This is a genomic window from Solibacillus sp. FSL W7-1324 (assembly GCF_038008025.1).
In the GTDB taxonomy this organism is placed as follows: domain Bacteria; phylum Bacillota; class Bacilli; order Bacillales_A; family Planococcaceae; genus Solibacillus.
Window position 1 is genome coordinate 1,848,666 of record NZ_JBBOYH010000001.1, and the last position, 17,920, is coordinate 1,866,585.

Sequence of the window (17,920 nt, forward strand, 5' to 3'; positions counted from 1 at the left end):
TTTGGAATTGGCTAGCTTCAGCTTTATAAAATTGGTGATAATAAACGCGAAACGGATTCTCGAATTTTCGTCCAAGTTCTGCGTTCGTCATATTGCTCCTTCGTTAGTTCAAAACAGTCTTTAATATCTGCTTCAAACAGCGCTCTACATTTTTTCGCCAAATCCGCATCATAAAGAATGGCGTTAATTTCAAAATTCAGGCTAAAACTTCTTACATCAATATTTGCCGTACCTACTGTAGCTACTTCATCGTCAATGACAATCATTTTTGCATGAAGGAAGCCTTTTTTATAACGGTATACCCGACCTCCAACTTCCAGCAAGTCGCCGCTATATGCTGAATTGGCTCCATAAACGAAAGCATGATCGGTCACTTCCGGCATCATAATCCGCACATCAACGCCTGATGAGGCAGCAATTTGAACAGCATGCATGAATGGTTCGTCCGGCACAAAATAAGGTGATTGAATATAGACATACTTTTTGGCACTTAAAATCATTCGGATATAACTGTTTTTAATCGATTCAAAATCTGTATCCGGACCGCTCGACACAATCTGAACCGGTGTGTCTGCATCTACCGTAAACGTCGGAAAATATCTTTGTTCGATATCAGTCAGCTCTTCTTTTCTTGCCTGGTACCAGTCAAACAGAAAATGCGCCTGCATATTATAAACGGAATTCCCTTCGATTCTTAAATGGGTATCACGCCAATAGCCGATATCGTAATCAAGACAGGCATATTCGTTCCCGACATTGAACCCGCCGATATATCCAATCCTTCCGTCAATGATAACAAGTTTTCGGTGATTCCTGAAATTGATCCGCGGATTAAACAGCTTAAAATATGATGAAAAATACGCTTCCACCTGTCCACCGGCATCCGTCAATTTTTTCAGATCTTTTTTACGTAATGTACGCGAACCTAAATCATCGTACATCATTTGCACTTCAATGCCCTCTTTTGCTTTTTTAACGAGCGCATTAAAAATACTTTTACCGACATCATCCATTTTATAAATGTAGTACTGAATATGAATGGTCTGTTTTGCATTTTCAATATCTTCAATGACCGAACGGAATTTATCTTTTCCTTCAGACAGTATTTTGACATCATTTTTCGAACTCAGTAATGAATGGTTATAATCGACATTCATTTTAATTAGTGCTTCATGTTTTTTTGTAATAGCATTCGGAAATTCATATGTTCCTTCTTCCAACGCATTTTTTTGATCCTGAAATGCATCAAGTGATTCCTCCTGCTGTACCGCATGCCATCTAACAAAGTGTTTCTTCTGTAAATTCCGTCCTAAAAGTAAATACAGAATAAAACCAAAAATCGGCAAGAAAAAGAGCACGAATATCCATGCCCATGTAGATGAAGCACTTTTTCGGCTGATAAATATTAAGACGAGGGCAAACAAGATGTTTAAGGCAAATACGGTGACGGTTAAGATTCCAGTGACTGTCATGAAATTCATCTCTTTTCATTATTTAATTATTAAGAGAAAGCAACTACTAAATGTTATTAATTACTAGTTTTCATTCTACTATTTTACTATTCCCTGTAAATATGCATTTGAGACATATTAAAACATATTTCAAAGGAATCCGTTCACTTTTCAGGGGAGAATGGTTTCAATTCCTTACTTTGTCTTCGCTACCTTAGTATAATACTTAATCTTCCTTACGCTTCTTGACTGTTCAACATAAAAAAGCAGATGCACAAAACTGTGCACCTACTTTTTATTATCTCATTTTCTTCGTGCTTTTAGATATTTGCTTCCATTTGCGTTTTTCCGCAAGCTGGGCATCAGTATTCGCCTTTTTCTCGATATAGGCAAGTTCCCGCTGCAATTTAAAGAAGCTGGTTAATCTTGCAGCTTCAAGCGTTCCTACCTCAACCGCGTGCAATACGGCACATCCGGGTTCATTTTTATGCTTACAATCGCGGAATCTGCAGTTTTCTGTAAGCTCTTCAATATCAGAAAAACTTGCATTTAGACTATCGCCCTGATCCCAAAGCTGCAACTCCCGCATTCCCGGTGTGTCAATCAGGCAAGCACCGGTTGGTAAAACAACAAGTTCCCGGTGTGTTGTCGTATGGCGACCTTTTGCATCATCTTCACGGATCGTCGATACTTTCATTTGCGCTGTATTTAATAAAGCGTTCGTAAGTGTTGACTTACCTGCACCTGAAGAACCGAGAAGTGCCGCTGTTTTTCCTTCAGTTAAAAGCGCTTGTAAGAAAGCCATGCCTTCACCCGTCTGCGCACTCACCGTCAAAATATCCACACCGAATGCAACCGATTCAATTTCGTTTAAATACGGCGTAACATCTTCGCATAAATCCGCTTTCGTTAAGACAATCACCGGTGTTGCCCCCGAATCCCATGCAGCTACTAAATAGCGTTCTAAACGGCGGATTTTGAAATCATCATTTAAACTCATAACAAGAAAAATAAGGTCCACATTTGTTGCCACGATTTGTTCATCGACTTCAAGACCTGCCATTTTTCTTGTGAATTTGGATTTTCGGTCAAATAAATGATGGATAATGGCACGTTCTTCTCCCGGCATTTGTTCAATCACGACAAAATCGCCTACAGCCGGATAATCTTTTCGTGAAAAGGCGTGGTATGCAAAGTTTCCGGACACTGTCGCCAAATATTCGCCCTGTTCTGTCAGGACACGGTAAGAATGTTTATGTTCCAGTATGATACGTCCAACAAGCTTTGTCGTCATATCAATCGATGCTGTTTGTAATTGTGTATAAAAAAAAGATGTAAAACCTAATTGTTGTAAATTCAATGGAATTGCCTCCTAATGGCGTATGATAGTATTTTTGTTTTTCAGGCAAACAAAAAAACCTTATGACCAGCAATTTTGCCCGTCATAAGGTTTCATACGCACAGTAAAGAAGCGTGACTCTTCTATATTAGAAGGCACTCAGGTGGCGAATGTCATATGACAAGCAGAATTGCATTGATTCAATCTCATGTAATTTAGTCATATTCATCACCATCTCTCTCCATTAGTTATTCCAACTATAACAATAGATAGAATGTTTTGTCAATACTGTCTTCAAACTATTTTTTACCAAAGTATTAGTTTACATCTCATCAAAAGATTGGGAAAATGTTAAACAAGGAAAAATGCAATTTAAGGAGTCATTATAATGAAAATTCAACTGCTACCATGTACTACCGAAAATTTAGACGCTCTACAGACAATATGTCGGGATACGTTTTATGAGACTTTCCATGATCAAAATAACGAGGAAAGTATGACCGTATATTTGAACACTGCTTTTTCAAGTGAAAAACTGACAGCTGAGCTCGAAAATAAACAGTCGCTATTTAAATTACTTTATGTAGATGAAGAACTGGCAGGTCATTTAAAGATCAATACAGATGAGGCACAGTCTGAATTGTTAGGACCAGATACCCTGGAAGTTGAGCGAATTTATATTTTAAGCCGTTTTCAGAAGCTTGGCTTAGGGAAAGTATTGATGGATGAAGCGATCAAATTAGCCAATGAAAAGAACAAAAACAAAATTTGGCTTGGTGTATGGGAAAAAAACCTGAATGCCATTGCGTTTTATGAAAAAGCAGGCTTTAAAAAAACGGGTTCCCATTCTTTTTTCATGGGTGAAGAAGAACAAAACGATTTCATTATGACAAAACATTTGTGAGGTTAATGATGTTTATTCCAAAGCAGTATCAGTTAACAGATGAACAAAAGATTCATCAAATTATTAAAGAATATAGTTTTGCGACAGTTGTTTCCATTCATCAAGGCGTACCGGAAGCGACTCATTTACCGCTCTATTTAAGTGAAGACCGAAATTTTCTATACGGACATTTTGCCCGTGCCAACTCTCAATGGAAAGATATTCTCGATCAACAGGTACTCGCCATATTTAATGGCCCGCATAGCTACATCTCTTCTTCCTGGTATGAAACGAAAGATTCAGTTCCAACCTGGAATTATGTAACCGTCCATGTAAAGGGCCATATCGAAATGATGGAGGATGAAGAAGAAATCCGTCTATCCCTCCAACGTTTAATTGAAAAATATGAAAGACCGAATAGCTCCTATGATGTAAATGCTGTGGACGCCAAATATATGAACGGGTTATTGAAAGGCATTGTGCCGTTCAAACTGCGAATTAGCTCCATTGATGCTGCTGCAAAACTGAGCCAAGGTCATTCAAAAGAACGACAAAAACTCGTCATCGATGAATTACTAAAACGAAATGACGGTTTTGATGAAGATATTGCAAAATTAATGATGGAAAATTAATGCGTGCCTAAATGTTGGAATTATTCAAATAGTCTTATATTTTAATTGACACTTCTACCCTATTATGGTAAATTTATCTCGAATTCAAGGTAAAGAATTTCTTGGGTTTCATTAAAGTTGGGAGGAATTTATCATGGCAAAATGGCAAATCGATCAGGCACACTCAACAATTGGTTTTGAAGTCAAGCATATGATGGTATCGAAAGTTAAAGGTCAATTCACTAATTATTCAGCGGATGTAGAAGTTGATAATTTAGAAGATTTAACATCGGCAAATATTGAAATTACTATCGATGCGACAAGTATTAATACAAACAATGGCGATCGCGACAACCATTTAAAATCGGCGGAATTCTTTGATATTGAACAATACCCTGACATTAAATTTAAATCGACAAACATCACAAAAGACGGTGACGATTATAAAGTTTCAGGCGATTTAACAATAAAAGATGTGACAAAACCGGTCGTATTTGATGTAGAATATGGCGGTAAAGGAACAAACCCATGGGGTGTAGAAGTATACGGTTTTGAAGCGGAAACGAAAATTGACCGTGAAGAATTCGGCCTTACATGGAATGCAGCACTTGAAACAGGCGGCGTATTAGTAGGTAAAGATATTAAGATTAAAGTGGAACTTGAATTAAACCCAGCACAATAATTATTAATGAACAGCCGTAGCTATTTTGGAAACGGCTGTTTTTTTCTTGCAACTTTCTATTTTTATCAGCGTCAAATGTTAAAACATTATTTTCCAGTTGATTGAGAGGTGCTTTTTTGCGGAATTTTTGGTCTGCCATTCTATTATTTAGTTTCTGTCTAGCTTTTATCGGGGTTTGCTATTATCTAATGGCTACAACATTATGGACATTTTCCTATACAACACTTATTGCTGTCGCCCTTCTTTTAATGCTCATTATCTATTCGTTACATAAGGAATATAAACAATTGTCATGCGTAAAAAAAGTGGTTGCCTTCTTCATAAATTCAACCTCCATATTGATTACATCATTGATTATTTTGTTTTTCACTTTAGAAATTATTGTATATTCATTCGGAGGTACAGAGCATCTATTAACATCCTATTCACCAAATATGGGCTATACTTTGGAATTCTATGCTTTCGATGCAGGGGCGATGGGATCGTTTGGAATCCGCGGAGAATTGGATGGCCCCTTCGGATTTAAAAAGCAGTTTTATTACGAAAGACATGCTGAAGAAGCGGTTATTCATTGGCTTACCGATGAGATTGTCATTATTAATGGACATGAACTCAATTTAAAAAATGGGGAAACTTTTGGCTATCAAATTTTAAAGAGGTGAAGATAATGAAAACGGCAATTATTTTTGATATGGATGGCACTTTATTTCAAACAAATCTTATTTTAGAACCGGCGCTCGAGCGTACTTTTGAATATTTACGTCAAAAAAAACTTTGGTCAGGTGAAACTCCTATCGAGAAATACCGGGAAATCATGGGTGTTCCTCTTAATATCGTATGGAAAACGTTATGTCCCGATCATTCCGATACAATACGCGAAAAAAGCAATCAATATTTCCAGTCGGCTCTCATTGAAGAAATTCGTCAAGGAAATGGTGCACTCTATAAAAACGTGTTGACGACACTTCAATCGTTGAGTGAATCCTACTCCTTATATATTGCCAGTAATGGCGAAACCGCTTATTTACAGGTAATTATATCTACTTTCAATTTAGAACGGTGGATTAAAGGATGCTATAGTATAGATATAATTCCATCAAAAAATAAATCACAACTTGTTGAACGGATATTGAAAGAAAATGATATAGAAAGCGGTTTTGTCGTTGGTGATCGTGTTTCGGATATTAACGCAGCTATTGATAACCGTCTAATTGCCATTGCTGTAAATTTTGATTTTGCACAACTTGAAGAAATAACAAAAGCCCATCATATCGTTGAACAGTTTCCACAATTAATCGAAATCACGAAATCCTACCAAACACAACTACTGGAGGAATGACATGAAAAGCTCAACTAAAAATTCGGATTTGCTAAAATTAAGCAGTTTATTTGCGATTATAGGTCTACTAATCATTGTATTTAACGGACAGATTGCGGATTCATTTAGCTCTATTTGGTTAAAATCTATTGGAGGTATGGCAGATACAAACGACTACATATTGATGAAAACGAGTTATGCTAATGCATCCCTCCTCATTGGAGGAATTTTGTTTAGCATCAGTTTAGTTGCAATGTTGTTCAGCTGGTATCAGCTTAGAAGTTAAAGAAAAAGCGTCGAATTTTAAATTCAACGCTTTTTTAATGTTTCAACAAAATTTTATTTGTTATCACTTTTGTATTTTTCATGAACCGATGTCTCATGTACCGGTTCATCAGGTATGCGATTATACGATTCTTTCACAGTTTCTGCATTCGTTTTATGTTGCTGATTGCCTTCTACATGACTGCGCTCGTTATATGATTTCATCTCTTCATCATTTCTTTCATCCGGTAAGCGGTTATAGGACTCTTTTACAGTCTCAATAACTTCTCCCTGTTTCATGGTATTTTCTACATGGCTGCGTTCATTATAGTTTTTCATTTTTGCTTCATCACGCTCATCAGGTAAGCGGTTATAGGATTCCTTATTCGTTTCTAGGCTTTTTTTTTCCTCGTCCCCATTGACATGACTTCGTTCATTGTAGTTTTCCGTTTTTTTATCATCACGCTCATCCGGTAAACGGTTAAACGATTCTTTATTTGTTTTAAGCAATAAGTCATCTTTCATTGCTTCATTTTGCACATTTACATGGTTCGTTTCATCAAATTTTTCTACTTTCTCATCTTTACGTTCCTCAGGTAAGCGGTTATATGATTTTTTGTTTGTTTCTGATTCTTTATTTCCCATTTTACATTCCTCCTACTATATCCATGTAGCTAACGATGAATGAAGCGTGATAGTCCTCTATTCCCTTAAATATCTACATAAAAACATGCGGTGCAATTGTCTCCGTCTTAAAACATTTCATACTAAAACCGCCCTTTTATCTAACAGTAAAAGGACGATTTTTATCAATTTGAAGTAAAGCTAAACAGTTCAACCGTAGTTTGGTTAGTTAAAATACAGCCGTTTGTTCCACCTGCTTAGTCATCTGATCTTAAAAATCGTAGAACCCGGCTCATTGTAGTCGGAATGACAGATGCGTGATTTTCGCTTTCTGCTATATAAAATTCACAGTTCATCCATTTCTCAGAAGCAATTGCAGCGAATTTCTGCGCATCATCAACCATATCGCCCTCTTTCCCTCCAACTCCTATGAATATAGGTGCTTCAATAGGATTTTCCACTTGTTGAATTGTCCGAAAAAGCTCATGATCATTCCACCAAATCGATGGGCTTAAAGCTACATATTTATAAAAGCTGTCCGGATAAATTAAATAACTCCACAATACAAATAATCCGCCTAACGAGTGTCCATACAGCGATATTTTCTGATCGTCAACTGCATATTTTTCCTGAAGCATCGGTACAATTTGCTGCAAAATAAAATCCATCAATTGTACTGCTCCTCCAGCCGGAAGCTCCTGCATCACTTTCCCCCTGCGTACAGGAAAATGATAATGAACTGCCGGTGCCGTGAAATCATAAAATCGCTGTTTTGGAATATCCTTTTCATCATGGCCGATACCAACAATAATTGCAGGATCAACCAATGTTTTTTTCCTGTTTCGCAACTGCATTGCCATTGTTTCATACATCAGTTTATTGTAGCGTGTTCCATCCAACACGATGATTACCGGAAACCCTTCTGCCGGAGGGATTTCATTCGGTTCGTAAATGTCCACAATATAAGAATAGCCATTGTACATTGATTGCATTAAATTCACCTATTTCATTAAATTATATGAAAAACAGACGGGCACCTGATGTTCCTGATCAATCATAATCTTAGCGTCAATTTGGAATACACTTTTTAGTATGTCGGCTTTCATTATTTGTTCGGGAGTGCCCGTATGAAGCACTTCCCCCTTTTTCATCGCGATCAGTTCATCTGAAAATCTTGCAGCATGGTTCAAATCATGGAGCACCATAATTATCGTACAGCCAAACGTTCTATTGAGTTGCTGAACAATTTCAAGCACTTCCAGTTGATGTGCCATATCCAAGTATGTCGTCGGTTCGTCCAACAGTAAAATATCGGTCTCTTGCGCCAAAGCCATCGCCAGCCACACACGCTGCCGTTGCCCACCTGAAAGTGCTGCGATTTCCCGGTTTTGGAACTCCAAAGTGTTTGTGACTTCCATAGCCCAATTAATTTTTTCGTTGTCTTCTTTTGTAAGGCGTCCAACATTTTTCCGGTGAGGATAGCGTCCATACGAAATAAGCTCATGTACTTTCAGCTGTCCCGGTGCTGCCGGAGACTGCACGAGTAATGCCAGTTTTTTTGCGATTTCCTTAGTAGACATCGTATTCATGTTTTCATCCTGCAGAAAAATTTCGCCACATTCCTTTTTTAATATACGGCCGATTGTTTTTAATAAAGTAGATTTACCGCAGCCATTCGGTCCGATAATCGTCGTAATCTTACCTGTTTGAATGCTCACATTTAAATTTTCGATAATTCTTGTATTCTCATAACCTGTCGTTAAGCTTTCAACTTCAAATGCATACAATATATCTCACCCTTTCGATTTTACAAGCAAATACAGAAAATAAGGAATCCCGACAAGTGATACGACTATCCCGACAGAGAGCTCTACAGGTGAAAAGACCGTTTTTGCTACATAATCTGAAAACACAAGCAATACTGCCCCTATAAAAAGGCTTACTGGCATCATGTAGCGATGATGAATTCCGACTAGCTGTCTTGCAATATGCGGTGCCATTAATCCAATGAACCCTATGCTTCCTGAAACGGAAACACAGGCACTGACAAGTCCGACACTTGCAAGCATTAGTTTAATTTTTTCCTTTTCAATACTAATTCCAAGACTAGTAATCGTCTCTTCCTCCAATTGAAAGTAGTCGAGCAAATAGGCTTTCCGGTAAATATAAATACCTAAAATTATCAGCCATGGCATCATTGCACTAACGAAATACCAGTTGGAATTATAAATGGATCCATTCATCCAAATAGCGGCCGCCTGATAATCCCCTTCATCCATTTTCAATGACCAGAATAAAGTAACCGCACTAAAGCCGGTGTTAATCGCAATCCCTGTTAATATCAGCCTTTGCATATCCATTCGTCCATGTTTATATGAAATGACCAATATAATTGCTGCAGCTATTGCTCCTCCTACAAAACCAAAAATCGGAACAATTAATATTTTTAGAAGGCTGTTTATTTCCACATCAATAAGTTCGACATGGAAGAAAAACATGAAGATAACAATTGCACATCCTGCACCGGCGTTAATTCCGATAATTCCCGGATCAGCAAGCGCATTTTTTGTAATCCCCTGAAGTACAACGCCAGCCATCGCAAGGCCCATACCGACAAGTGCAGCCGTAATGATTCTAGGCAGCCTAAAATCAAAAATGACTAAATCAAATTGTTCTGTTGAATCAATCCTCAGTAAAGTTTTAAATACTTCAGGTGTATTCATCGTAAACGCACCGCTCGTTAAATGGATATACATTGCTAATAAAAGCATGAAAAACAGTATGCCGATTATAAACAGCCATTTTGTTTTTTTAAGCGGCATATTTTTCACCGCCCTTACGTCGAATTAAATATAAGAAAAACGGTACCCCGATTAGTGCCGTTACTACTCCAATCGGTGTTTCAAACGGAAAATTGATGTATCGGCTTACGAGGTCACAGCCTGCAAGGAAAAAGGCACCCATAACAGCCGAACAAGGAATAATTACACGGTAGTCAACGCCCACAAGCATTCTTACAATATGAGGTACGACTAAACCGACAAAAGCTACTTTCCCGACAAGAGCTACAGCAGTACCCGTCAATATAGCAACAGCTAACATGCTTAATACTTTTACTATTCTTGTGTTCTGCCCCAAGCCGACAGCAACATCTTCACCAAGCGCTGTAATCGTTACAGCACGTGCCAATGAAATTGCCAGTAATAGTCCGATCATTCCAATTGGAACACATAAATAAATTAATTCCATTTCTACCATATGTACTTTCGAGTTGTACCACATTGTAATCGTTTGTGAAATTTGATGATACATCGCAATTGCAGTTCCGGTGCTGCTTATAAATGTACCGATTACCGTACCGATAATTGCCAGTCTTACAGGAGATAGGCCATTTTTAATGATGGATGCAAAACCAAATACAAGTGCACCGCCAAAAAGTGAACCCAGCATAGAAAGAAGGACTAAATTAAAACTTGATATCCCAGGCAAAAAAACAAAGGCCATCGTTATAAAAAAGGCTGAACCGTCCGTTACACCCATAATTGATGGCGATGCAAGGAAATTTCGAGTAACCCCTTGCATAATTGCCCCTGCTGTTGCTAAAAATGCACCAACAAACAATACAGCAAGCGCTCTAGGTACCCGACCAGACCATATTATTTGGTGATCTACATTTTCTTTATCGTAACGGGTAAATGCATCGAGAATCGTTTCAAGCGCTATTGATTTTGTACCCATCGAAATCGACATGATTGTCACAACAACAATCAGAACAGGCAATATTGTTGAAAATAAAATGAAATGCCGGTATGAAAAATTCAAAAATATATGCCTCCTTTTATTGAATAAAAGAAAGAGGCTGCCCGGAAAACCTTTCCGGCACAGCCCTTTCACAGAAATATTGTACAGTCTGTTCTAACTTCTCTGAAGCTGTCTATTGAATAATCCGTGCTTATTTTAGTACGTTATCATTAAATGCTTTCAGGAAGTTAATTTTTGACCAAGCTGTCCCTCCCTGTGCCATTGCATCTATAAGATTCACATGCACATTATTTGTTTTAGCAGCAGTTGTACTGTTAAAAATCGGATTATCTAAAATCTCCTGTAATAACTCAGGCGTATCTTTATTTTCATCATCAGCAAATTGAAGGAAAATCATATCCGGATTCCACTCTGCCAATGTTTCATATGTAATCGTTGTTTGTGCTTCTATTGAATTCAATTCTTCTGGTACTGTAAAACCAAAATCTTCATAAATAGAAGGGTTTAAATATACTCCAGCGGGATAGACCGACAAACCGCCACGTACACGAATGATTACAACCTTTTTATCTTTCAGCTCACTGTTGGCAATCGATTCTTTCGTACTGGCTAATTGCTTATCATAGTCATCCAATGCTTTCTGTGCTTCTGATTCTTTACCGGCTATTTGGCCAAATAATAATAAATTTTCTTTCCAGTTTGTAGAAATATGAGAGTACGGGAATGTCGTTGCTATTTTGTTATAATTCGACATTTGCGCTTCATCCCATTTGCTAGTACCTAAAATTACATCAGGGTTTAAAGAAAGCATTGCCTCGGTACTTGGCTCTTTTTTGGAACCGACAACTGCTGCCCCTGACAAATCTGCCTCCAAATATTTAGGAATAGTCGTGCCATCCGTAGAAATAACACCCGCAGGCTTTACACCGAGTACTGCAGCATCTTCCATCGCTTCCAAACTTGCTGTAATAATTGTTTCCACATTTGCAGGTACATCATAGTCGTTTCCTAGATAAGTAATTTTTTGTTGTATCGCTTTATCTGCAACAGGTTTTTCTTCACTTGTAACTTGATCTGTTTTATTTTCTGATTCAGCTGCAGATGATGAATCCACCTCTTCATTGCATGCAGCAAGCAATAATGCAATTGCCCCTGCACCAATTAATGTACGATATTTCTTCATTATTTTTCCTCCTGTTTTATTGATAACGATTATCATTATCATTTTATTTACAATGTCGATAATATCAAACGGTTGTTTTTACGTACATAGAGTTTTTTACAAAATGAATGGATTTTTGCTAAACAGTTAAATATTGCTTACGGAAATTTGTCGGTGTCATGTGATATTGCTTTTTAAAAACTCGGCAAAAGTAGAATGCATCTTGATAACCGATTAGTTCAGCAATCTCCTTAATCGGAATTGATGTCGTACGTAGCAATTCACGGGATTGTTTTAATCGGATTTCCGTTAAAAATTGAATTGGTGACATGCCGATTTGCTTATCAAACAAATAAGCAAATCTACGACGATCACATCCTATCTCCTCCGCGATTTCTGCTATTGTTATAGGTAAATTATAATGTTCGGTTATAAATGTAATCGCCTGGTCCACTACATTGTTTGAAGTTTGCATTTTTGCACAAATAACTATGAATTCTACCAACTGCAGGAACAGAGATTTACATTTCAGCCGGTTCATATCACCCGGTATTTTTTCGAAATGGATTAATTGGTGGACTAAATAATCCAATTTATGATGATGACCAGCAACGATTTCAAAATGGCCTATATCCATTGAAAAAGGACGGTTTGACATTTCATAATGCAGTACTGTATAATGCCATGGTTCCTTACTTGTAACTTTAATATCAATCGCCATATTAGGTCCGGCATGAAGGATTACTCCTTTATGTATCGCGTATACTTCCCCATTCAGTGAAAAATTTGCGCTTCCCGACAGAGTAATAACGAGTCCATTTAAACATGGTGCTGTATTACGATTGTGATCATGTACATTAGGAGCTAAACTTGTTACAAATAAATCTGCATATTGAATCGCTGAGTTGGCGAAAAATTTTATTAAATCGTTCGTTTGAATTCTCCTCACCCCTTATATTATTCATTACTATGCGAATGATAATCATTTTCAACAAGGGTACACTACTATGACTAGAAAATTCAACATATTTTTACAACTTGAGAGAATTTATGCAATTCTTCTTATAAAATATATTAGAAAATAGACTAAGGAAATCTCGTTTTACATTATTAATTCTATTTTCCGAAAATAATATTGATACATTCAAATCGATGATTTATATTTATTGTATTTTAATGGAATTGAGGTAAGTGGAACGTGTTTTACGTAATTCAATTTATTCTTGGCGGTACAGTGATGCTGCTCGCTTCTTGGTTAAGCAAATCGAATTTGCACTTCTTATCCGGCATAATTACATTGCTCCCGATATTAACGTTGCTTAATATGCGGCTGCAAGTGAAAAATATGACGGATGAAACATTTCATATTGTGCAACAGAACGCCATTTTCGGGGCTGTCGGCATGGTCCTGTTTACTGTCCTTGTTTTTTATTTTTCAGGTTTATGGAAACCTGGATATGCTATTTTAGGAGCCCTTTCAATCTATATCATTTTCATGCTCGCCGGCAGACCTTTGCTTACTATATTGCAATCATAATTGGCATCCTATTATATTCCCCAAAATAAAACGCATGGACCAGTTACGTTCGTAACCAGCTCCATGCGCATTTAAATTATTGATAAAACGGTTTTACTTCATACCCGCTTTCTTTTAAGTGATAGCGGATATTTTTATCAACTAAAAAGTGACCCGCGCCGACAACGACAAAGAAAGTCCCTTTTTGTTCTTCCAATACATCCACAAGCTTTGCCGCCATTTCTGCATCACGTTTACCGAACAGCATCTGGTTGAACTCAGAAGTATCTCCTTCCATTTCACTCAAACTTTCCGCAAACTTTTCTACATCTCCTTTAACCCAATTCGTAAACCAATCAGCCATAAGCTGAACATCTTCTTCGGACTGATCAGCAGGCTCCAAAATACCGTCAAGTGCTGCTACTAAGGATTCTTCCTGTGCTTCTGGCGATAATGCTTCAAACATATCGACTTGTGCGTTGATTCCTTCCAGCTCATAAATAGGTTTTTGCTGTAAGTAGGCGCTTAATAGAAATTGCATATCCACCCCATGCATCGCCATTTCTTCTGCTGTTAACCCAAACGCCCCATCCATCATCATCGACGAAAAATTATTGGAGAGCAGCCATGGTTTTTGTATTTCCAGCTCTTCCATTGGCATTTCAAGCTGTGCAGCGACTTTTTGAAGTTTTGCATATGTTTCTTCACTTACAACTTCTTTAATTGTACGTCCATCGTTAAACATTGCTTTTTCAATATAATAATCCATGCCAGTAGGATCTAATAAGTTTGCTTCAACAAAAAGGCCGTCCGATTCATTAAAGGCTTTTGTCAGTTTTTTATGCATTGGGTAAAGATCCGGCGTTCCTACATGGATTGAGCCCAGCAAATATACTTTGGTATCTTCATCTTCCACTACCCATGCAACACCTTTCGCGCCTGCATTTGCCTGCTCAAATGTATCCTGGATTAGTCGGACTGCAAAAATAACCGCATGTTGTGTCGTAGCTTTTTGATCGAGCATCAGGCCTTTTTCAGAGCCTTGTAAAACTTTATGTTTCTGCATATATGTTACAGCGTCATCTACTGTATCTAATTTGTATTGACCGACAATATTATAAAGTAGGCTTATAATATCACCACGTGTTCCATCGCCTTTTACCGCAACTGGGTTAAACTTTTCATTCTTCTCTAGATTTAAACTTGCAATCTTTTGTTCAGTGAGTTCAATTAAATTAGCTAAACGTTCCTTAGTAATCGCTGAACGGAAACCATCATAGTACCATTCAATCGGAAAAATTCCGTATTTTTCGCCTTCATTCAAAGTACCGATTGCCCAGCTGCTTATATCCGGTGTTACTTCATCAGCTTTAACGGCAGGAATAATTGATGTCAGCATCAATGTAGTCCCCAATGTAGTAGCTAAAACGGTTTTAGTCATCTTTTTCATTCAAACATCCTCCTGCATTAGAAAGTCATTTCCAAATTGATTTTATGAAATAAATTGGAGACGCGATGATGAAATTCATAATTGTTAAGTCATTTCCATAAATATCTCATTAAACAAGTGTAACATAAATTTATTTAAATATAGAATATTTTGGAACTTTCCCAACTTCACATACTTTCACTATCCAAGCTGTACTTAACTTTTATTCTAGATAATTTGGCATAAACAAAATTAACTATATTTTACAAAGGGAAATTATGCAGATTATTTTTTTATAATTGGGGTATTTTAAAAAGTAGTTACAAGAAAGGTGGTTTACATTCATGAAAAAATTTGCATTAATTTGCGCACTAAGTACAACTGCATTGTTAGTAGGCTGTGGTGACAGCGAAGAAGCAACCAACTTACCAGACAATGCACCGACAGAACAAAATACGATGAATCAGACAAGTACTGTAACCGAAACAACGGATGCCCCATTTAACTTTACTCACTTTGATTTGGATATCGAATATGCGGATGATAAAAGTTATGATGTGAGTTATGAAAATGAAGCATCCCGAGCGGAAGCACAGATTGAAGATGAAGTAAACAATACGAAGTTAGAAGGTAACGAAGCGACTAACAAATTGGTTCCGATTTTTGAAAGCTTCACATTCGATAAGGATACACCTGATGATGAAGTAATTGATGAAGTACTCCAAAAATTTGAACAACCTGACAGCTTTTTGGAACTGGAATTAGAAATTAAATTTGCAGATGGTACAGTAAAAGAGTACCGCCGTGTAGCACAGTAATAATAAAATGGGTTTGACAGAAGTAAAAATTTTATAAGAACCGTTTCTTCAGCCTACTAAAAAGCCGTTTTATCTCCTAGAGAAAAACGGCTTTTTGAGTTAGAGTTAGCCTGCCAATGTCGTATTCTATCCTAACGAAGGCTAAATTAAATCATTTTTGCAATCTGCAAAGTTTTATACAGTACTTTGGCCATTTGTGAACGCGTCAATTTACCATTCGGGTCAAATTGGCCGTTTCCTTTACCATTAAAAATGCCTAGTTCATAAGCCGCTGCAACATAATATCGATCAGCTGCTGAAAGCTGTTTAAAATCCGTAAATGGAACCTTATTTAAATCAGGATCTGAAATTTGGATTCCTGCATATTGAAGTAATTGTATAGATATAACAGCCGCTTCTTTACGTGTCACAACTTTTTCGGCATTAAAAAAGTTGGAATGTGGCTTTTCAAGTATACCTGCTTCCAATAGAGCTTGAATGGAACTCTCAAACCACTTCCCATGAACATCCTGATAAGTAGAGAATTCATCTGTCGTTATATTCATGGAACGGGCAATCATCGCTGCATATTGTGCCAATGTTACGTGTGCATTCGGCTTGTAATAGCCGTTCTCACCTGAGACGATTTTACGTTTCGCCAATTGCTCAATTTCATAGTGATGCCCGTCTGTATGGATATCAAAAAGTTGTCCTCGATTATTGATTGCTGTAAATTGTACAGATGTTTTCGTTTTTATTGAATAGGTATTTGCTATCTTTCTGTAAGGTGTTGCTGCATACTCCCCATCATCATGCAATCGGACAATTGCTGCGGAGGAAGGCAAGCCCTTTACTTCTATATCAATATAGGATGAAAATTCAAAGCTTTCATCATACATACTTGCCGTAAATAGTATGGATTGTTCATTCGTTTCTTCTATTGTTAACGTTAAAACATCATTATTTTTTGTATTTTGTACCGCATTTTTCGGAATTGAAAGTGTAACAGTATCAGATACCGTTACTTTCGTATTCGAATACTTGTTCATTTTGGAAACAGGCAATACTACTGTATACATTTGACCTTTATTTGTAACTTCTATATTTGAAGGATATTGATCTGGCTTGCCGGTTTCATCATAATAATATGGATCCCAGCCAGTAGGCGCATTGCGATGTACTTGTTCGATATACAGTAAATCATGATAATTGGAAACGAAGGTTTGCTGTAAGACGTTTAATCCGTTGTACATATCACGAACGGCTGATACTTGTTCGATTGAAGAGCTTGTCGACAATTTGGATATTTCGTTTAATACCTGCTGTGCGACTGAACGGTTGTTTGTCGGTGAATAATAGGACTCATATTCACGCTTTTTGTCATTCACAAGCGATGTTAATAACATTCTAAAATCGTATGGCAATAATTGATATGCCAGCATGGCCGTTTCATAATTGTAAACATAATTGCTGTCCTTTACAGATAATTGTTCAAGGCTAAGCTTTACTGCTTTCAATTTATTCAAGTTTTCCATATAATTCTGTAGCTGTAAGTATAAATAATTTGGAATGATCGCTTGCTGAGCTGACGATAAAGAAAGGTAATAACGATTCGCTTCCTCAATATCACGCAAAAAAGTACTGTTGCGTGAAGAAATGGCTGACAATTTATTTGAAAAAGTCGTCAGCACATATTGAGGGTTGTCTGTACTTTGCATGTAGTAAAAAAGTGTCGATGAATTACGGACTTGGTTTTGCTGATAATTTGATAATGCGTAATATGCATTTTTTGCCTCATTTAAATAATATTCGTATGTAGTGCTCAATGGATTAATCTGATCAATGAGTTTTTCCGTGTTTTCAACTTGCCAGTCATATGCAGCATCCGTGTAAGTAGGTACACTGAAGATGACAGCCGGTATTGTAAAAAGTGCCATATATTTTGCTGTTTTTTTCATACGTTTAAACTACCTTCCTTTTGTAAACTGTTACAATCAGTTTAGCACGAAATACCTAGTTGTTGTATATTTTCCCAGTTTTTATTTAATACTCTCAAGATGTACCGTTTGATTTAGTTTTATG

The 17,920-nt window shown here is 37.1% G+C and carries 19 protein-coding genes; 8 read left to right on the forward strand and 11 right to left on the reverse strand.

Annotated features, from left to right (window positions below; genetic code table 11):
• Window positions 1-23: 23 nt before the first annotated feature.
• Window positions 24-1,472 carry a cardiolipin synthase gene (gene cls, locus MKY71_RS08930; protein WP_340732266.1) on the reverse strand — a complete coding sequence of 483 codons (1,449 nt, stop codon included), beginning with the start codon at window positions 1,470-1,472 and terminating at the stop codon, window positions 24-26.
• 277 nt (window positions 1,473-1,749) lie between these two features.
• Window positions 1,750-2,811: a ribosome small subunit-dependent GTPase A gene (rsgA, locus tag MKY71_RS08935; RefSeq protein ID WP_340732267.1), complete on the reverse strand. Its 1,062-nt coding sequence runs from the start codon at window positions 2,809-2,811 to the stop codon at window positions 1,750-1,752.
• Between the two features lie 367 nt (window positions 2,812-3,178).
• On the opposite strand from rsgA, the gene MKY71_RS08940 reads away from it, so the two are divergent.
• The 6 genes from MKY71_RS08940 to MKY71_RS08965 all read left to right on the forward strand — a co-directional run bounded on the left by MKY71_RS08940 (window position 3,179) and on the right by MKY71_RS08965 (window position 6,570).
• Complete coding sequence (locus MKY71_RS08940; protein ID WP_340732268.1) at window positions 3,179-3,694, forward strand: GNAT family N-acetyltransferase; 516 nt, start codon at window positions 3,179-3,181, stop codon at window positions 3,692-3,694.
• 8 nt (window positions 3,695-3,702) lie between these two features.
• Window positions 3,703-4,305: an FMN-binding negative transcriptional regulator gene (locus MKY71_RS08945; protein WP_340732269.1), complete on the forward strand. Its 603-nt coding sequence runs from the start codon at window positions 3,703-3,705 to the stop codon at window positions 4,303-4,305.
• A 133-nt stretch (window positions 4,306-4,438) separates the two neighbouring features.
• Entirely contained in the window at window positions 4,439-4,966 is a 528-nt protein-coding gene (locus MKY71_RS08950) for a YceI family protein (protein ID WP_339176523.1), read from the forward strand.
• Between the two features lie 116 nt (window positions 4,967-5,082).
• Window positions 5,083-5,628 carry a DUF5412 family protein gene (locus MKY71_RS08955; RefSeq protein ID WP_340732270.1) on the forward strand — a complete coding sequence of 182 codons (546 nt, stop codon included), beginning with the start codon at window positions 5,083-5,085 and terminating at the stop codon, window positions 5,626-5,628.
• Window positions 5,629-5,633: 5 nt separating this feature from the next.
• Window positions 5,634-6,305, forward strand: a complete 672-nt coding sequence (locus MKY71_RS08960; RefSeq protein WP_340732271.1) for an HAD hydrolase-like protein — start codon at window positions 5,634-5,636, stop codon at window positions 6,303-6,305.
• A gap of 1 nt (window position 6,306) precedes the next feature.
• Complete coding sequence (locus MKY71_RS08965) at window positions 6,307-6,570, forward strand: translation initiation factor 2 (RefSeq protein WP_340732272.1); 264 nt, start codon at window positions 6,307-6,309, stop codon at window positions 6,568-6,570.
• A 53-nt stretch (window positions 6,571-6,623) separates the two neighbouring features.
• Here MKY71_RS08965 and MKY71_RS08970 read toward each other — a convergent pair whose 3' ends face one another.
• The 7 genes from MKY71_RS08970 to MKY71_RS09000 all read right to left on the reverse strand — a co-directional run bounded on the left by MKY71_RS08970 (window position 6,624) and on the right by MKY71_RS09000 (window position 13,045).
• Window positions 6,624-7,193 (reverse strand): hypothetical protein, encoded by a 570-nt coding sequence (locus tag MKY71_RS08970; RefSeq protein WP_340732273.1) that lies wholly within the window; start codon window positions 7,191-7,193, stop codon window positions 6,624-6,626.
• A gap of 236 nt (window positions 7,194-7,429) precedes the next feature.
• Entirely contained in the window at window positions 7,430-8,164 is a 735-nt protein-coding gene (locus MKY71_RS08975; RefSeq protein ID WP_339176528.1) for an alpha/beta hydrolase, read from the reverse strand.
• A 9-nt stretch (window positions 8,165-8,173) separates the two neighbouring features.
• Window positions 8,174-8,959: an ABC transporter ATP-binding protein gene (locus MKY71_RS08980; RefSeq protein WP_340732274.1), complete on the reverse strand. Its 786-nt coding sequence runs from the start codon at window positions 8,957-8,959 to the stop codon at window positions 8,174-8,176.
• A 6-nt stretch (window positions 8,960-8,965) separates the two neighbouring features.
• The gene (locus MKY71_RS08985; protein WP_340732275.1) at window positions 8,966-9,994 is read right to left on the reverse strand and encodes a FecCD family ABC transporter permease; all 1,029 of its coding nucleotides are present in this window, start codon (window positions 9,992-9,994) and stop codon (window positions 8,966-8,968) included.
• Window positions 9,984-10,994 (reverse strand): FecCD family ABC transporter permease, encoded by a 1,011-nt coding sequence (locus tag MKY71_RS08990; RefSeq protein ID WP_340732276.1) that lies wholly within the window; start codon window positions 10,992-10,994, stop codon window positions 9,984-9,986. Before MKY71_RS08990 ends, MKY71_RS08985 begins: the two co-directional genes overlap by 11 nt.
• A 130-nt stretch (window positions 10,995-11,124) precedes the next feature.
• A complete protein-coding gene (locus tag MKY71_RS08995; RefSeq protein ID WP_340732277.1) occupies window positions 11,125-12,117 on the reverse strand; it encodes an ABC transporter substrate-binding protein in 993 nt (330 codons plus the stop codon).
• Window positions 12,118-12,235: 118 nt separating this feature from the next.
• Window positions 12,236-13,045: an AraC family transcriptional regulator gene (locus tag MKY71_RS09000; protein ID WP_340732279.1), complete on the reverse strand. Its 810-nt coding sequence runs from the start codon at window positions 13,043-13,045 to the stop codon at window positions 12,236-12,238.
• A gap of 249 nt (window positions 13,046-13,294) precedes the next feature.
• Here MKY71_RS09000 and MKY71_RS09005 point away from each other — a divergent pair, with 249 nt between their 5' ends.
• On the forward strand, window positions 13,295-13,633 hold the full coding sequence (locus tag MKY71_RS09005; protein ID WP_339199529.1) for a GlpM family protein: 339 nt from the start codon (window positions 13,295-13,297) through the stop codon (window positions 13,631-13,633).
• Between the two features lie 76 nt (window positions 13,634-13,709).
• Here MKY71_RS09005 and MKY71_RS09010 read toward each other — a convergent pair whose 3' ends face one another.
• Complete coding sequence (locus MKY71_RS09010; RefSeq protein WP_340732280.1) at window positions 13,710-15,062, reverse strand: TraB/GumN family protein; 1,353 nt, start codon at window positions 15,060-15,062, stop codon at window positions 13,710-13,712.
• A 323-nt stretch (window positions 15,063-15,385) separates the two neighbouring features.
• On the opposite strand from MKY71_RS09010, the gene MKY71_RS09015 reads away from it, so the two are divergent.
• Complete coding sequence (locus tag MKY71_RS09015; protein ID WP_339176541.1) at window positions 15,386-15,859, forward strand: YusW family protein; 474 nt, start codon at window positions 15,386-15,388, stop codon at window positions 15,857-15,859.
• 146 nt (window positions 15,860-16,005) lie between these two features.
• On the opposite strand, the gene MKY71_RS09020 is transcribed toward MKY71_RS09015, so the two are convergent.
• Window positions 16,006-17,796: an S-layer homology domain-containing protein gene (locus MKY71_RS09020; protein ID WP_340732281.1), complete on the reverse strand. Its 1,791-nt coding sequence runs from the start codon at window positions 17,794-17,796 to the stop codon at window positions 16,006-16,008.
• Window positions 17,797-17,920: the final 124 nt, after the last annotated feature.